Annotated in this window: 16 protein-coding genes and 1 pseudogene; 9 read left to right on the top strand and 8 right to left on the bottom strand. The window is 72.3% G+C overall.

Annotation, left to right across the window (positions count from 1 at the left end; all coding sequences use genetic code 11):
* On the top strand, window positions 1–212 hold a 212-nt coding region (locus tag QQK49_RS21625), incomplete at its 5' end, for a hypothetical protein (RefSeq protein WP_284305785.1).
* A gap of 104 nt (window positions 213–316) precedes the next feature.
* Here QQK49_RS21625 and QQK49_RS21620 read toward each other — a convergent pair.
* On the bottom strand, window positions 317–1,321 hold the full coding sequence (locus tag QQK49_RS21620) for a lactonase family protein (RefSeq protein WP_284302084.1): 1,005 nt from the start codon (window positions 1,319–1,321) through the stop codon (window positions 317–319).
* 557 nt (window positions 1,322–1,878) lie between these two features.
* Between QQK49_RS21620 and QQK49_RS21610 the strand changes: the two are divergent.
* From QQK49_RS21610 to QQK49_RS21595, 4 genes and pseudogenes are all read left to right on the top strand, one after another.
* Window positions 1,879–2,867: pseudogene (locus QQK49_RS21610) on the top strand (PQQ-dependent sugar dehydrogenase).
* 106 nt (window positions 2,868–2,973) lie between these two features.
* Window positions 2,974–3,576, top strand: coding sequence for an RNA polymerase sigma factor (locus QQK49_RS21605; RefSeq protein WP_284302076.1), 603 nt, complete (start codon window positions 2,974–2,976; stop codon window positions 3,574–3,576).
* The gene (locus tag QQK49_RS21600) at window positions 3,573–4,778 is read left to right on the top strand and encodes a hypothetical protein (protein WP_284302074.1); all 1,206 of its coding nucleotides are present in this window, start codon (window positions 3,573–3,575) and stop codon (window positions 4,776–4,778) included. The genes QQK49_RS21605 and QQK49_RS21600 overlap by 4 nt, the downstream gene beginning before the upstream one ends.
* A gap of 76 nt (window positions 4,779–4,854) precedes the next feature.
* Complete coding sequence (locus QQK49_RS21595; protein ID WP_284302072.1) at window positions 4,855–5,031, top strand: hypothetical protein; 177 nt, start codon at window positions 4,855–4,857, stop codon at window positions 5,029–5,031.
* Window positions 5,032–5,058: 27 nt separating this feature from the next.
* On the opposite strand, the gene QQK49_RS21590 is transcribed toward QQK49_RS21595, so the two are convergent.
* From QQK49_RS21590 to QQK49_RS21560, 7 genes are all read right to left on the bottom strand, one after another.
* Window positions 5,059–5,325: a hypothetical protein gene (locus tag QQK49_RS21590; protein ID WP_284302069.1), complete on the bottom strand. Its 267-nt coding sequence runs from the start codon at window positions 5,323–5,325 to the stop codon at window positions 5,059–5,061.
* A gap of 5 nt (window positions 5,326–5,330) precedes the next feature.
* Complete coding sequence (locus tag QQK49_RS21585; RefSeq protein ID WP_284302066.1) at window positions 5,331–6,629, bottom strand: ABC-2 family transporter permease; 1,299 nt, start codon at window positions 6,627–6,629, stop codon at window positions 5,331–5,333.
* Window positions 6,626–7,357 carry an ATP-binding cassette domain-containing protein gene (locus QQK49_RS21580; protein WP_284302063.1) on the bottom strand — a complete coding sequence of 244 codons (732 nt, stop codon included), beginning with the start codon at window positions 7,355–7,357 and terminating at the stop codon, window positions 6,626–6,628. The genes QQK49_RS21585 and QQK49_RS21580 overlap by 4 nt, the downstream gene beginning before the upstream one ends.
* A gap of 100 nt (window positions 7,358–7,457) precedes the next feature.
* Complete coding sequence (locus QQK49_RS21575) at window positions 7,458–8,171, bottom strand: response regulator (protein ID WP_284302062.1); 714 nt, start codon at window positions 8,169–8,171, stop codon at window positions 7,458–7,460.
* Window position 8,172: 1 nt separating this feature from the next.
* Complete coding sequence (locus QQK49_RS21570; protein WP_284302059.1) at window positions 8,173–9,021, bottom strand: sensor histidine kinase; 849 nt, start codon at window positions 9,019–9,021, stop codon at window positions 8,173–8,175.
* The gene (locus tag QQK49_RS21565) at window positions 9,018–9,338 is read right to left on the bottom strand and encodes a hypothetical protein (protein ID WP_284302056.1); all 321 of its coding nucleotides are present in this window, start codon (window positions 9,336–9,338) and stop codon (window positions 9,018–9,020) included. Before QQK49_RS21565 ends, QQK49_RS21570 begins: the two co-directional genes overlap by 4 nt.
* Window positions 9,339–9,396: 58 nt before the next feature.
* Entirely contained in the window at window positions 9,397–10,026 is a 630-nt protein-coding gene (locus QQK49_RS21560; protein WP_284302053.1) for a MerR family transcriptional regulator, read from the bottom strand.
* Window positions 10,027–10,102: 76 nt separating this feature from the next.
* On the opposite strand from QQK49_RS21560, the gene QQK49_RS21555 reads away from it, so the two are divergent.
* The 4 genes from QQK49_RS21555 (at window position 10,103) to QQK49_RS21540 (ending at window position 13,367) form a co-directional block, all read left to right on the top strand.
* Complete coding sequence (locus tag QQK49_RS21555) at window positions 10,103–10,609, top strand: DUF4188 domain-containing protein (protein ID WP_284302050.1); 507 nt, start codon at window positions 10,103–10,105, stop codon at window positions 10,607–10,609.
* Window positions 10,610–10,646: 37 nt separating this feature from the next.
* On the top strand, window positions 10,647–11,774 hold the full coding sequence (locus tag QQK49_RS21550; protein WP_284302047.1) for a methyltransferase domain-containing protein: 1,128 nt from the start codon (window positions 10,647–10,649) through the stop codon (window positions 11,772–11,774).
* Window positions 11,775–11,896: 122 nt separating this feature from the next.
* Window positions 11,897–12,259, top strand: a complete 363-nt coding sequence (locus QQK49_RS21545; RefSeq protein WP_284302044.1) for a DUF952 domain-containing protein — start codon at window positions 11,897–11,899, stop codon at window positions 12,257–12,259.
* A gap of 94 nt (window positions 12,260–12,353) precedes the next feature.
* The gene (locus QQK49_RS21540) at window positions 12,354–13,367 is read left to right on the top strand and encodes a tripartite tricarboxylate transporter substrate binding protein (RefSeq protein WP_284302040.1); all 1,014 of its coding nucleotides are present in this window, start codon (window positions 12,354–12,356) and stop codon (window positions 13,365–13,367) included.
* The last annotated feature ends 46 nt before the right edge of the window (window positions 13,368–13,413 follow it).

The raw sequence follows: 13,413 nt of genomic DNA, 5'->3' as shown, positions 1-13,413 counted from the left end.
TCGACCCGCGCAACAACCCCGAATCCCAGATGGCCGAGGAGGGCGCCAGCCAGACCGGCACCGGCTCCACGGGTGACACCGGCGTCGTCATGTCCGACGCCCCGACCGTCGAGGAGGGCGCCGACGGCGTCATCGGCGGCCACGTGACCGGCACCGATTCCGGCGACGTGCTCGGCGGACTCACCGGTGGGGACACCGACACCGACGCCTGAGCGCGCCCACCGCAGGACAGAGAAACGCCGACACCGGCAGGACGTGGTTCCTGCCGGTGTCGGCGAATCTGCCCCCGGGTTCCGTCGGCGGAGACCCCGCGGACTCAGATGAAGGACACCCAGCGGGCGGTCTGACCGACGTCGGCGCGGCCGAGCAGGGTCAGCGATCCGTCGTCCTCGATCCGCGACAGCGCGGCGTGGGGCGACTTCTCGCCCACGGCCACGACGTGCCGGCCGTCGGGGGTGATGCCGAAGGCGCGCGGCTGCTTCTCGGTGGGGGTGACGGCGACGACCTCCCCGAGGTGGCCGTCGTCCCCGACCCGCACGGTGGCGATCGTCGAGGCGGTGCGCTCCGAGCAGAGCAGCCACGGTCCGACGCGCCGGACCTCCGCGCCCCAGCGCAGGTGCTCCTTGGCGGGGTCGGCGTCGATGTCGCTGTGCCCCAGGCCGGCTGCGGGGTCGTCGATGCGGACGGCCTCACCGCGGGTGAGCGTTCCGTCGCCGGCGACGTCGTAGCGGATCGCCTCCGCGGAGAACTCGGTCACCGCGTAGGCGTTCGTGCCGTCGACCACGAGGTGGCGCGGCCCGGAGCCCTGCGGCGCGGAGGCGGTGGCGGGGTCGAGGGCGACGAGCTCGCCGTCGGCTCCGAGGCGGTACTGGCCGATCTCGTCGTCACCGAGGGCCACGACGTACACGTGCTCACCCACGGGCAGGACGCAGTGGGCGTTCGCGTGCTCCACGCGTGAGACACGTTCGCCGAGAACACCGTCCGCGACGGGCCACGTCATCGCGCACGCCCCGTCGTAGGAGGCGCCGAGCACGATCGAGCCGCCGCGCCCGAGGGAGATGTAGGCGAGGGTCTCCTCGATCTGCGTGCGGGCGATCTCGGTGAGGGCCCCCGATTCGCGATCCACGCGCAGCGTGACCACGGAAGGCTCCTTGGTCGCGGCGTAGACCAGGGCGTTCTCGGGGTCGACGGCGAGCGTGCCGCATCCGTCGCCGACCCGGGTCGTCGTCAGCGTCTCGAGACGCGGGTCGTCGCCGGGGTGCAGACGCAGCGAGGTGATGGTGCCGTCTCCGGCATTGGCGACGAGAACGAGCGAAGTCATGCCTCGACCGTATCGACGTCCGCACGCTCGGGCGAGGCGGGAGCCGGCGTAGCGGCGGGCGGGCACGGCGCACCTTCACAGCACGGGATGATCCATCCGCAGCCGTCGCAGCGTTCGTGGGAGGTCTCCCAGCGCATCGGGGTCCCGCAGTTGAGGCAGGGTTCGGTCGTCTCGGCCATGACCCCACCGTAGGCCGGTCGCCCACGGTCTCCCGGCATGCACACGCTCTGCCTCGGTCGCCGCCCGCACCGCCCGATTCGCCTGTCTCGTCGGGATACTCACCGGCCGGGCGAGGACACGCGGGGCCGCGCACGGCCGGACGTCGGAGGCCGACACCCGTAGGGTCTACTCATGGACGCCCGACGACTCCTGCCCGTAGCCGCCGCGGTCCTGCTCGCCGCCTGCACCACGACCCAGCCGAGCACCCCGGGGGCCCAGGCGGCACCGGCGGCACCGCACCGCCACCCACCAGGTCGGCCGAGGTACCGGCCGGCACCGTGCGGGACGGGCAGCCGTTCGCCACGCGCGAGGTCGCCACCCTGGACAGTCCGTGGGCGATGACGTTCCTGCCCGACGGGCGGGGCCTGGTCACCGAGAAGGGCGGGCGTCTGCTCGTCGTCGACACCACCTCGGGGGCGACGGAGGCCGTCGAGGGGCTCGACGGCATCGAGGTCGTCGACGCCGGTCAGGGGGCCTGAGCGACATCGCCCTCGGCCCGACGTTCTCCGAGGACGGGACCGTGTTCCTCAGTTGGGTCCAGGCCGCGGACGAGGGCCAGTCCCGTGGCGTCGTCGGCCGGGCCACGTTGTCGTTGGCGGACAAGCCCCGCCTGGAGGGACTGAAGACCATCTGGGAGCAGGACCCGGCGGGCGGCAGCGGGCACTTCGCCCTGCGCCTGGCCGTGAGTCCGGACGGCGAGAACCTGTTCGTCGCCTCCGGGGACCGGCAGGAGATGACCCCGGCCCAGGACCTCCAGTCCAACCTCGGCAAGATCCTGCGCCTCACCCTCGACGGTGGTCACGTCGACGACAACCCGTTCGTCGACCAGCACAACACGGCCGCGACGGTGTGGAGTTACGGCCACCGCAACCCGCTCGGGATCGCGTTCGACGGCGCGGGCAACCTGTGGTCCTCGGAGATGGGCCCGCGGGGTGGCGACGAGCTCAACCTCATCGAGCCGGGTGTCGACTACGGCTGGCCCGAGACCTCCGAGGGCGACCACTACGACGGTCGGAAGATCCGGTCGCACACCGAACGGCCCGACGTCGAGGCGCCCGCGGCGTTCTGGGATCCGTCGATCTCGCCGGCCAACCTCATGATCTACGCCGGCGAGGCCTTTCCGCAGTGGCAGGGCGACGCGTTCGTCGGCGGGCTGTCGGGCCAGGCGCTCGCGCGGATCGACCTCGAGGGCACGACCGCCGAGAAGGCGGACGAGTGGGACATGGGCACGCGGGTGCGTGAGGTGGAAGAAGGCCCGGACGGGTCGATCTGGCTGCTCACCGACGGCCCGTCGGGCCGACTCCTCCAGCTCACCCCTCCACGCTGACCTCGGGGGAGGATGATGTCCTCCCTTCCCCGGCTGAGGCGCCACCCATCACGGCGGGTCCTCGATCCGGCCTGTTGCACCCCGGCCGTGCCGGACAGGAGTAGGTGTGAACGGAACGACGCAGGATCGACTCGCCGCCTACACCAGCGCCTACGCGGCCGGCTACGACGACCTCCTCAGGTACGTGCAACGGCGCCTCCATCCGGACGGCGCCGGCGCGGAGGACGTCGTCGCCGAGGCGATGACCATCGCCTGGCGGCGGGTGGAGGACCTGCCCTCCGGCCTGGACGACGCCCGGGCGTGGTTGTTCGGCATCGCCCGCAACTGCCTGCTCAACGACGCCCGGTCCCGCCGGCGGCGGGACGCGCTCGGGGTGCGGCTCGCCGACGTCGACTCCGCCACGGTGACACCCGACGGCGCCGACGCGGCCATCTCCCGTGTCGATCTGGCCCGCGCCTGGTCACGCCTGTCCGACGTCGAACAGGAGGTCCTCGCACTCGCCGTGTTCGAGGGCCTCGACTCCCGGCGGGCGGGTCAGGTCCTCGGCGTGAGCGCTGCCGCCTATCGGGTCCGGCTGTCCCGCGCCCGCGCCGCGTTGAGACAGGGGCTGACCAGCACCGATGTCGAGGCGCACGGCGCCGGCCCCGACCGGCGACCCCAGCCCATGACTTCCCGGCTCCGGCCGGTCTCGCTCGAGGAGATCTCATGACCACCCACCTGGACGACGACCGCCTCGACGTGGCGCTGCGCGACCTCGACGCCGCCGACCGCGACCTCACCGCCGAGCAGACCTCCCGCAAGGACGCACTGCTCGCCTCACTTCTCGCGGGCGAGCGTGACCGGCGGCCCGCCACGACCGGCACGACGCTCCCGACCCCTGTGCCGCACAGTGTGCCGACGACGCTGACCCGCTCCCAGGCGGCGCACGTCGTCGGACGTCGCCGGGCCAGGCGCAGCACCGTGCGGTGGGCGATCCCGGCCGCGGCCGCCGCTGCCCTCGTCGGTGTGATGACGGTGTGGGGTGGGCCGGGTGGCAATGCTCCGGCGTACGCCTCCTGGACCGCCGGACCGATGCCCGTCGACGGTGCCGACCTCGCCACCGCCGAGTCGGCCTGCCGGGAGAACGTCGCCGAGGCCCTCGGTCGCACCGGGGAGGACCCCACCACCCGCCCGACCGCGACGCCGGAGAGCTTCCGCACCGTCGCCTCCGAGCGGCGCGGTGACTTCCTCTTCCTGGCGATGGCCTCGTCCGACGGCAGCACGACCACGTGCTTCTACGACGCCGCGAAGCCCTCTGAGGTGCGCGGCTCCTCGGCGGGTCTGTCGACGCAGGGCTCCCCGCCTCCGACGTCGTTGGCCCCGAACGAGATCGAGAGCAACGGAGGCGGCATGTCCAGCGGCCCGGAGGGCACGTACTCCTTCGCCGAAGGACGTGTCGGTGCCGAGGTGGCAGCCGTCACCGTCAAGTCGGAGGGACGCGAGGTGCGGGCGACCGTCGCCGACGGCTGGTTCGTGGCGTGGTGGCCCTCCGCCGAGACCGCGCCGAACGCCCCGTCACCCGTCGTCACCTACGACGTCACCTCCCGCGACGGAACGGTCGAGCGCGACGTGCCCGACCCCCTGACCGCCAGGACGGAGCTGGGCCCGTGCGAGATCGGCGACATCGCTTCGGGCGGCGGCGTGTCCGAGGGCGGCGGCAGCGTGGTGACGGTGTCCGGGTCGGCGGGCGCCGACGTGGCGAGCGTCACCGTCCGCGACGGCGACCGTGCCGTGACCGCGCAGGTCACCGACGGCACGTTCCTCGCCGAGTGGCCGGGCGACTCCGACACCACCCCGGAGCTGACCTACGACGTCACTCTCGAGGACGGCACGACCCTGCGCGACCAGAAACCGGTCGTCGAGAACGGGTAGGGATGTCGACAGCGATGTCGACCGCATCCCCGCGAGGCGCCCGTGACCACAGGTCACGGGCGCCTACGCTTCGGCCATGATGATCGGATGGACTGAGCTTCTGACGATGCTGGTCGTAGGCGTGGTGGGCGGTGCGGTCCCCGTGGCGCTGGTGCTCCTCGGCCTCTACGCCGCCGTCCGACACGGGGTGAGCCACGGCATCCAGGACGCACGCAACCGCGAACTCGCGGACCCCACTCTCCCGAGGCCCTGACCGCGACGCCCCCACGCGTCCGGAGCGTCAGCTCCGGGCCGCGCGACGCAGGGCTGCCGACCACGCCGCTCCGGCCAGGACGCACACGACCATCGTCACCGTGAGCACGCCGGCGATGCGCGGTGCGGACGTCGCGGTGAGGGGCCACGCGAGGACTCCGACGATCCACAGGGTCGAGTCCGCGATGGTCGTCGCGCCGAAGACCAGACTCACCACGAGCACGACGAGCACCACTCCCAGCGCTGCGCCGGCTCCGCACCGCGTCGCCAGCCACAGGCTCGTGACCAGCACCATCGCGCCTACGGCGAAGAGCAGGACCGGGACGGCGATCGAGACCCCGCCGCTGAGGGCGGCGACGAGAGCGACCCACGTGACGACCACCGCGAGCAGCCCGAGACACACGCCGAGCATCGACGCCGCGAGCCGCCGGGGGTCATTCTCAGGACGGCGACACGCCACCCTGGCGCCATCGCCGACCACGCCAGAGCGGCGAGGACGCAGGACCCGAGCGGCACGACCAGCCACGTCGCGACACCGCGGACGTACTCCGCGTCCCAGATCGCGCCGACGAGGGCCACGACCCCAAGGGTCACGAGGACCAGCGGAAACACACCCGTCCCGCGCAACAGGGCGAGCTGGGCGCGCACCGGCCGCGGGCGACCCCGCACGATGGGCCCGCGCGGGGAGAAGTCGCGTCGGACGAGCGGGCTCCCCTGATCCGCGGCGGGAGCGTCCTCGGTCGTGGAGAGATGACCGCGCGGGCCACCACCCCCACGCAGGCGGACGAGCCATGCCCGCAGGCCGACCCGCCGTGGTTCGCCGGCGGAACAGGCCCACGCGGTGACCGCCGGCACAGCTCCGGCCGCGACGAGACAGGCGAGGGTCGGCCACCACGGGTTCTGGAGTCGGATGGGTGAATCCGGGTCGAGTCCGACGGCGTTCGCGTGGATCTCGAGGACCGGCAGCACGGCCCGGACTCCCCAGCTCCACGGCTGCGCCCACCACAGCGACGACTCGGCCGTGATCGTTCCCGCGACCTGCCAGATCAGGGCGAACCCGACCGTGAGCAGCATGCCGACCCGGCGCGCCAGGACCAGCGACAGGATGAGCGGCAGCAACGACGTGCCCCACAGCACGAGCCACAGGGTGACGAACCGGGCCACCGGCGGGTCGCCCAAACCCGTGAGCAGCCCCAGCCCGATCAGCGGCATCGTCAGGGCGAGGTGCAGCAGCAGCGACTGCCAGGCGAGGACGAGGCTCCGCGCCGTCCAGGCGACCCCCGGCGTGAGGGGGCGCGCCCAGGTGCCGCCCTCGCGGGCCCGGGCCTCACGCGAGGACGCCGACGCCGCGAGGAGAGCGACGACGGGCGCCAGGAGCCCCGTGGCGTAGAGGGATTGCCACCCGAAGAGCGCCGACCAGTCCCGCACCGGCCCCGAGGGGACGAGCAGCCACCCGGCCGCCTGCAGGAGCGCGAGGGCCAGGCCGGCGGCAGCGAACCGCGCCGCGGCGCTCCCCTTCGCACGCACGAACTCGGCACGCACCGCACCGGACAGGGACACCCTGGATCGGGTGGAGGGACGGACGTCGGTCGTCGTCATCGGGCACCGCCTCCGGTCGCGGCGAGGTAGGCCGCCTCGAGGTCGCCGGCCGAACCCTCGGCGAAGTCCGCGAGCGGGCCCTCGTACACCAGGCGCCCGCCGGCGAGGACGCCGATGTCGTCGGCCAGGCGCACGACCTCCCCGAGCTGGTGGGAACTGATGAGGACGGTGCGTCCGCGGGCGGCGAGCTCGCGGATGAGGCCGCGCAGTTCGATGATGCCCTCGGGGTCGAGGCCGTTCTGCGGCTCGTCGAGGACGAGGACGTCGGGGTCGGTGAGCAGCGCGATCGCGAGCGCGAGCCGCGCCTTCATGCCGGTGGAAAACGAGCGGACCTTGGTGCGTCCGGCTCCGCGCCGGCCCGCGTCCAGCCCCACGACCTCCAGCACCTCGGTGACGCGGTCGGCGTCGACCCCGGTGAGCAGGGCGTGGACGCGCACGTTGTCACGGGCGGACAGGTGCCCGTACAGGGCCGGGCCGTCGATGGAGGCCCCGACGCGCGCGAGCCCGGCGCGCGAGAACGGCTCACCCAGCAGGTGGCACTCCCCGGCGTCGGCACGCAACAGGCCGAGCATGATCTTCAGACTCGTCGACTTGCCGGCGCCGTTGCGTCCGAGCAGCGCATAGACGCGTCCGGGAGTCGCGGTGAGGTCGAGGCCGTCGAGGACACGGTGGGCGCCGAAGCTCTTGGTGAGCCCGGAGCACCCGAAGGCGGGAATCGTCGTGGTCATGACATCCAGCCTGGTCACCGCGGAAGTCGGGCACCTCCTGCCGGGAGACGATCTTCACGGAGCTCTCGCGGCGCGGTCTCCTCCCGTGGGAGGAGACGGCTCACGACAGGGGCACGGTGCCGGCCGGTCCGGCCAGCCCGACGCTGTGGGCGAGCACGACGAGGGCCACGCGATCACGCGCGTCGAGCTTGAGCAGCAGGTTGCCGACGTGCGTCTTGACGGTGGTCTGCGCGATGAACAGGTCGTCGGCGATCTCGGCGTTGGTGCGCCCCTGCGCGATGAGGCGCAGTACCTCCACCTCGCGGGCGGTGAGGTGGTCGACGAGCGGACTCGGCCCGGCTGCTCCGTCCTCCTCGTCACCGGTGGGTTCGACGAGGGCCGCCGGGTTGCGCACCGCGGCCAGCAGCGCCGGAGCCGCCTGGCTCGCGATGACGGCCTCGCCCCGATGCACGGCACGGATGGCGTCGATGACCTCGGTGGGTTCGGCGTCCTTGAGGAGGAACCCGCGCGCCCCGGCGCCCACCGCCGCGAGGACGAGCTCGTCGACGTTGAACGTGGTGAGCACGAGGACTCGAGGAGCCTTCTCGCGCGCCAGGATCCGCCGCGTCGCCTCGACCCCGTCGAGGCGCGGCATCCGGATGTCCATGAGCACGACGTCGACGGCGTGGGCCAGGGTGCGCTCGACGGCTTCGACGCCGTCGGCGGCGGTCGCGACGACCGTCATGTCCGGCTGGTTGCCGATGAGCGCGGAGAACGCCGACACCAGCAGCGGCTGGTCGTCGACGACCACGACCTTGATCGGTTCGCCCGTCATCTCACTCCCCTTCAGTCGGGTTCCTCGTCGGGATGCGCGCGTGGACCGCGAAGCCCGCACCCTCGGGGCCGGCGGTGATGTCCCCACCGGTCAGGGTGACCCGCTCCCGCAGGCCGAGCAGACCGTACCCGAGCGAGTCACCCTGCCCACGGCCCTCGTTGGTCACCGACACGAGGCAGGCGCCGTCGCGTTCGGTGACGGACAGGTTCGCCACCGGCCGGACCCCGCCGTGCTTGATGACGTTGCTCAGCGCCTCCTGGACGACGCGGACGACCGCCAACCGCGCCGGGGCGGACCAGGATTCCTGCCACCGGCGCAGCGTCTCCTCCTCGGGCAGCGCGGTCTCGAGCCGGACTCCCGCCGCGGTGGTCTCCGTCGCGAGGGCGGGCAGTCGCAGCAGGTCGCCGGAGACCTCGTGGTCGGTGACCTGGTCGCGGAGCACGCTGACCAGAGAACGGAGTTCGCCGAGCGCACTCTTGCTGGCGTCGCGCACCCCCGTGAGTGATTCGCGCATCTGGGCCTCACCGCCGACGGCCAGAGCGGTGCTCGCCTGCACGTTCACCACGGCCAGGCTGTGCGCCACGATGTCGTGGATCTCGCGGGCGATGCGGGCGCGTTCGTCGGTCTGTGCGGTGAGGACCCGGCGGGCCGCCTCGCGTTCGTGCTCGTCCCGTTCTCGCTCGAGTTGCTCGCGGTAGGCCACCTCGGTGCGACGCCGACCGCTCGCCCACAGGTAGGTGCCGACCATGCCGAGGATCATCACCGCGACCAGCGCGGTCGTGGGTCCCCCGGCGAGCCGGTTGACCGGGCTGACGAACGCCCCGGCGACGCCGAGCAGCAGTCCGGTCACCCCCAGGCGGGTGGATCGTGCCGGGCGACCTTGTAGAGGGCCGCCGGCGCGCAGAGGATGACCGGGCTGACGCCGTGATTGACGGGCGCGAACCACACGAGCAGGGCCATCGCCGCGAGGAGCACATAGGTGGCGACGAAGGACCCCCGGCGTCGGGTGGTCCGCAGCGCCAGCGTGGCCGCCAGGCCCAGGTGGAGGAGGACGTAGAGCACGCCGTCCCAGGTGAGGCCGCGCTCCGCCTCATTCAGCCCGAGCAGCGCCGTCAGCGCCAGGGCGAGCCCGGACAGGATCAGGTCTGGAAGCGGTGGTCGTGGCACGCCTCGATCGTAGAAAGTCACCCTGGCCTCGGCCTCCTCCTGTGGGAGGAGCCTGCCCTCAGCCGTCGCCGTGTCGCGAGACCGCCACGTGTTGCTGCGCGAGGCGGCGGAGCGCGACGAGCAGCGCGTCCACGAGCACGGTGCCGAGCACAACCTGGCGCACGGCCGCGTGGGGATCGGGCGGCACCGACTCCACGTCGATCTGCGCGATGCGTTCGGCGGCGTCGGCGTACACGCCGAGCTTGCCCTCGTCGAAGCCCACGAGCGAGGCCTCGCACGCGTCCCACGCCCGATCGAGCGCGTCGAGCACGGGGTCGTGCAGGTCGACCTGCCAGCCGCGCCGCGTCACCCAGTCCCGGGCGCGGGAGGTCGGCGGCTCGTCGGCGGTGGCGGGGTCGTACTCGACGAATTCCGCTCCGAGCAGAGCCCGCTGGGCCGACCCGAGCACGCCGAGTCGCTCGACGTCCGGTCCGTCGATGGAGGAGAGCACGCGGTCGACGGTGGCGAGGTCGAGCCCGCCGACCTCGGTGAGCGCACGGATGAGGCGGACCCGCTCGACGTGGGTGTCGTCGTAGCGGGCCTGGTTGGGCGAGGTGGCCCGCCCGGGTGGGACCAGTCCTTCACGCAGGTAGTACTTCAGCGTCGCGACCGGCAGACCGGTCCGCTCGGACAGTCCGGAGATCCTCATTCCACATCACCTCTTGACATGGAGAGTAACACTCGCCATAAATAGAGAGTCGCACTCGCCGTTCTTGGAGGTTCCCATGTCCGCAGCAGCCACGACCCACGCCCACGACGGCCCGGTCGTCGTCTTCACGATCGGAATGACGATCCGCAAGCCCCACCGGCCCGACCTGTGGATGCCCGCCTTCGTCGCGATGCCGAAGATGCTGCGCGAACTCCACGCCAACAAGGAGGCGGCCCGCCGCGGCGAGGCTCCCGACCTGGGTTTTCTCGGCGCCGAGACCCTCATCGGCGGCAAGGGCCCGTTCGTGGTCCAGTACTGGCGCAGCATCGAGCACCTCTACGCCTACGCCCAGCGCACGGACCTCGAACACCTCCCGGCCTGGCGCGCCTTCAACCGCGCGAGCCGCGCCAACCCCGGGGCGGTCGGCATCTGGCACGAGACGTTCGCCGTGCCGGCGGACGGCATCGAGACGTTCTACAACGAGGGCGCCACGATCGGGCTCGGCGCCGCCACAGGCACCGTCCCCGTCGGGCGCCGTGGGCGCAGCGCCCGTGAGCGGCTCGGCTCGACGCTGACGGCCTGAGCGAGTCCGTCGCGGGGCATCGGGGAGAATCGCCCCTGTGCAGTGCGACTACTTCGACGCCGGCGTGTGCCGCTCGTGCACCCGCATGGGTGAGCCCTACGACGCGCAACTGGCCGACAAGGATCGGCGGGTCCGCGAGATCGTCGGCGACCGGCCGGCCCTGGCCTGGTCGGCGCCCTTCGGCTCGCCCGAGTCACACTTTCGCGCCAAGGCCAAGATGGTCGTCGGCGGCACCCCGAACGCCCCGACCCTCGGCATCCTCGACGCCGACGGCCACGGCGTCGACCTGCGCGCCTGCGGCCTCCTCGGCCCGGCGACGACGGCGAGCATGCCCGTCCTCGCGCGGTTCATCACCGACACCGGCCTGCGCCCCTATGACGTTCCCGCCCGCACCGGCGAACTCAAGAACATCCACGTGCTGGAGTCGGCGGGGGGTGAGCTGATGGTGCGCTTCGTGCTGCGCTCGGAGGGGCAGGTCGGACGCCTCCGACGCTCGCTGCCGGCGCTGTTCGACGCGCTGCCGGGCCTGCGCGTGGTCTCGGTCAACCTCCTCCCACGGCACGTCGCGCTGCCCGAGGGTGAGGAGGAGATCCTCCTCACCGAGGAGACGACGCTGCCCATGACCATCGGCGACGTGACCCTGCATCCCATGCCGGGCGCGTTCGTCCAGACGAACTCGGTCGTCGCCTCCGGCCTGTACCGCCAGGCGGCGGAGTGGATCGACGAATGCGACCCTCGCTCCGTCCTCGACCTCTACTGCGGGGTGGGCGGATTCGCACTCCACGCGGCACGCACCGGTCGTGCCGTGCACGGCGTGGAGGTCAGCACGGAGGCGGTCGCGAGCGCCCGGCGATCCGCGGCGGAGATGGGGCTCGACGCCCGGTTCGAGGTCGGCGACGCCACCGCGTGGGCCGCATCGCTGCCGACGCCACCGGATCTCGTCGTCGTCAACCCACCCCGCCGGGGCATCCGGGCCCGCCTCGCCTCCTGGCTGGAGGACTCGGGCGTGGGCGCGGTCGTGTACTCGAGTTGCAACCCGGTCACCCTGGCCGCCGATCTCGACCGGATGCCGTCGCTGCGGCCCGTGCGGGCCCGGCTGTTCGACATGTTCCCCCAGAGCGATCACGCCGAGGTGCTCGTCCTCCTGCGCCGCGACGCGCACTGAGAACCCGGCGAACCCGGGCGAACGCGCCGGGACCGATCGGGCCGCGTCGGATCGGGGGCGACCCGAGCGTCCGGTCTCCCTGTCTGCCACGGTGTGGACGAGGCATGATCGAACCACCACCGATGAAAGGCACGAGCATGTCGCTGCTGCACCTCGCCTTCTCCCGCGACTGGAATCCGGCAGCTCCCGCGTATCTCATGTCCACCCGCGGCCTCACCATCGCCGAGGTCGGATTCCTGCACGCCAGCACCGACGAGGACCAGCTGCGCCGGGTGGCCCGCCGGTTCTACCGCGACGTCACCGACCCGATGCTCGTGCTCGTGATCTCCGAGGCCGTGCTGACCCGGTTCGGCCTCGAGGTGCGTTACGAGCCGGCCGATCCCGCCACCTCCGACGTCGACACCGAGCTCTTCCCGCACATCTACGGCGGCGATCTCCCCACCGCCGCCGTCGTCGACGCTCGCCCGTTCACCGCGCCGAGGTAGCTCCGGAGCGGACGACCCGGTCTCAGCCCTTCTGAGGCGGCTCGCGGTGGGATAGCCTCCCGGCCACGACCCGTCGTCGCCCGAAGGAGCCGGTATGAGCACACCCGTCCCCCAGCGTGATCGGAGGACCCCTCGGCTGGGCATGGCGATCTACGCCGTCGTGTGCGTCGTCGTCGTCGGGTTGGCGGTGCTCGTCTCGGCGCGCGCGGCCCACAGCGGTGAGGACCTGCGCGCCAACCTCACGCTCATCGCCCCGGCGGGCGCGGGCGGCGGCTGGGACACGTTCGCGCGTGAACAGCAGGCCGCGATGCGCACCGAGAACGTCGTCAACAACGCCCAGGTCGTCAACATCCCCGGCGCCGGCGGCACGATCGGACTCAGCAAGTTCGTCACGATGACGGGAGAGGCCACCAACCTCATGGTCACGGGCACGGTGATGATCGGCGCCATCGAGACCAACGACTCCCCCAACACGCTCAAGGACGTGCGCCCGATCGCCCGCATCAGCGAGGAGTACGACGTCATCGTCGTCCCGGCGGACTCGCCCCATCAGAGCATCGACGACCTCGTCGCCGCCTGGAAGCAGGACCCGAAGGGCATGGTGTTCACCGGTGGTTCGGCCGGCGGGCTCGACCACCTGATCGTCGCGGACCTCGCGCTCAAGGCGGGCATCGACGCCGAGCAGATCACCTACATCCCCAAGTCCGGAGGCGGGGAGGCCGTGCAGGTGTTGTCCTCCGGCGCGGCGGACGCGGCGGTGTCGGGCTACAACGAGTTCGCCGACCAGATCGACGCCGGCCGCATGCGGGGGCTGGCCATCGTCGCTCCCGAACGGGCCGACGGCATCGAGCTGCCCACCCTCGTCGAGCAGGGCTACGACGTGGCCATGACCAACTGGCGCGGATTCGTCGCGCCGCCCGGTATCAGCGACGAGCAGTTCTCCGAGCTGCAACAGATCATCACCGAGACCGCGCAGACCCAGGAGTGGAAGGACGCCATGGCGCGCAACAAGTGGACCGACGTCCTCCTCACCGGCCCTGAACTCGACACGTTCATCGAGGAGGACACCGCGCAGATCACGGCGCTCGTCAAGGAGTTGGGCCTGTGAACGCGACCGATCCCGGGCGGGAGCCGAACGGCACGGAGGTGTCCCG

This window comes from Mobilicoccus caccae (assembly GCF_030161635.1).
GTDB classification, from domain to species: Bacteria; Actinomycetota; Actinomycetes; order Actinomycetales; family Dermatophilaceae; genus Mobilicoccus; species Mobilicoccus caccae.
Note: the sequence above shows the minus strand (reverse complement) of the source record. Positions and strands in the feature narration are given on the sequence as shown.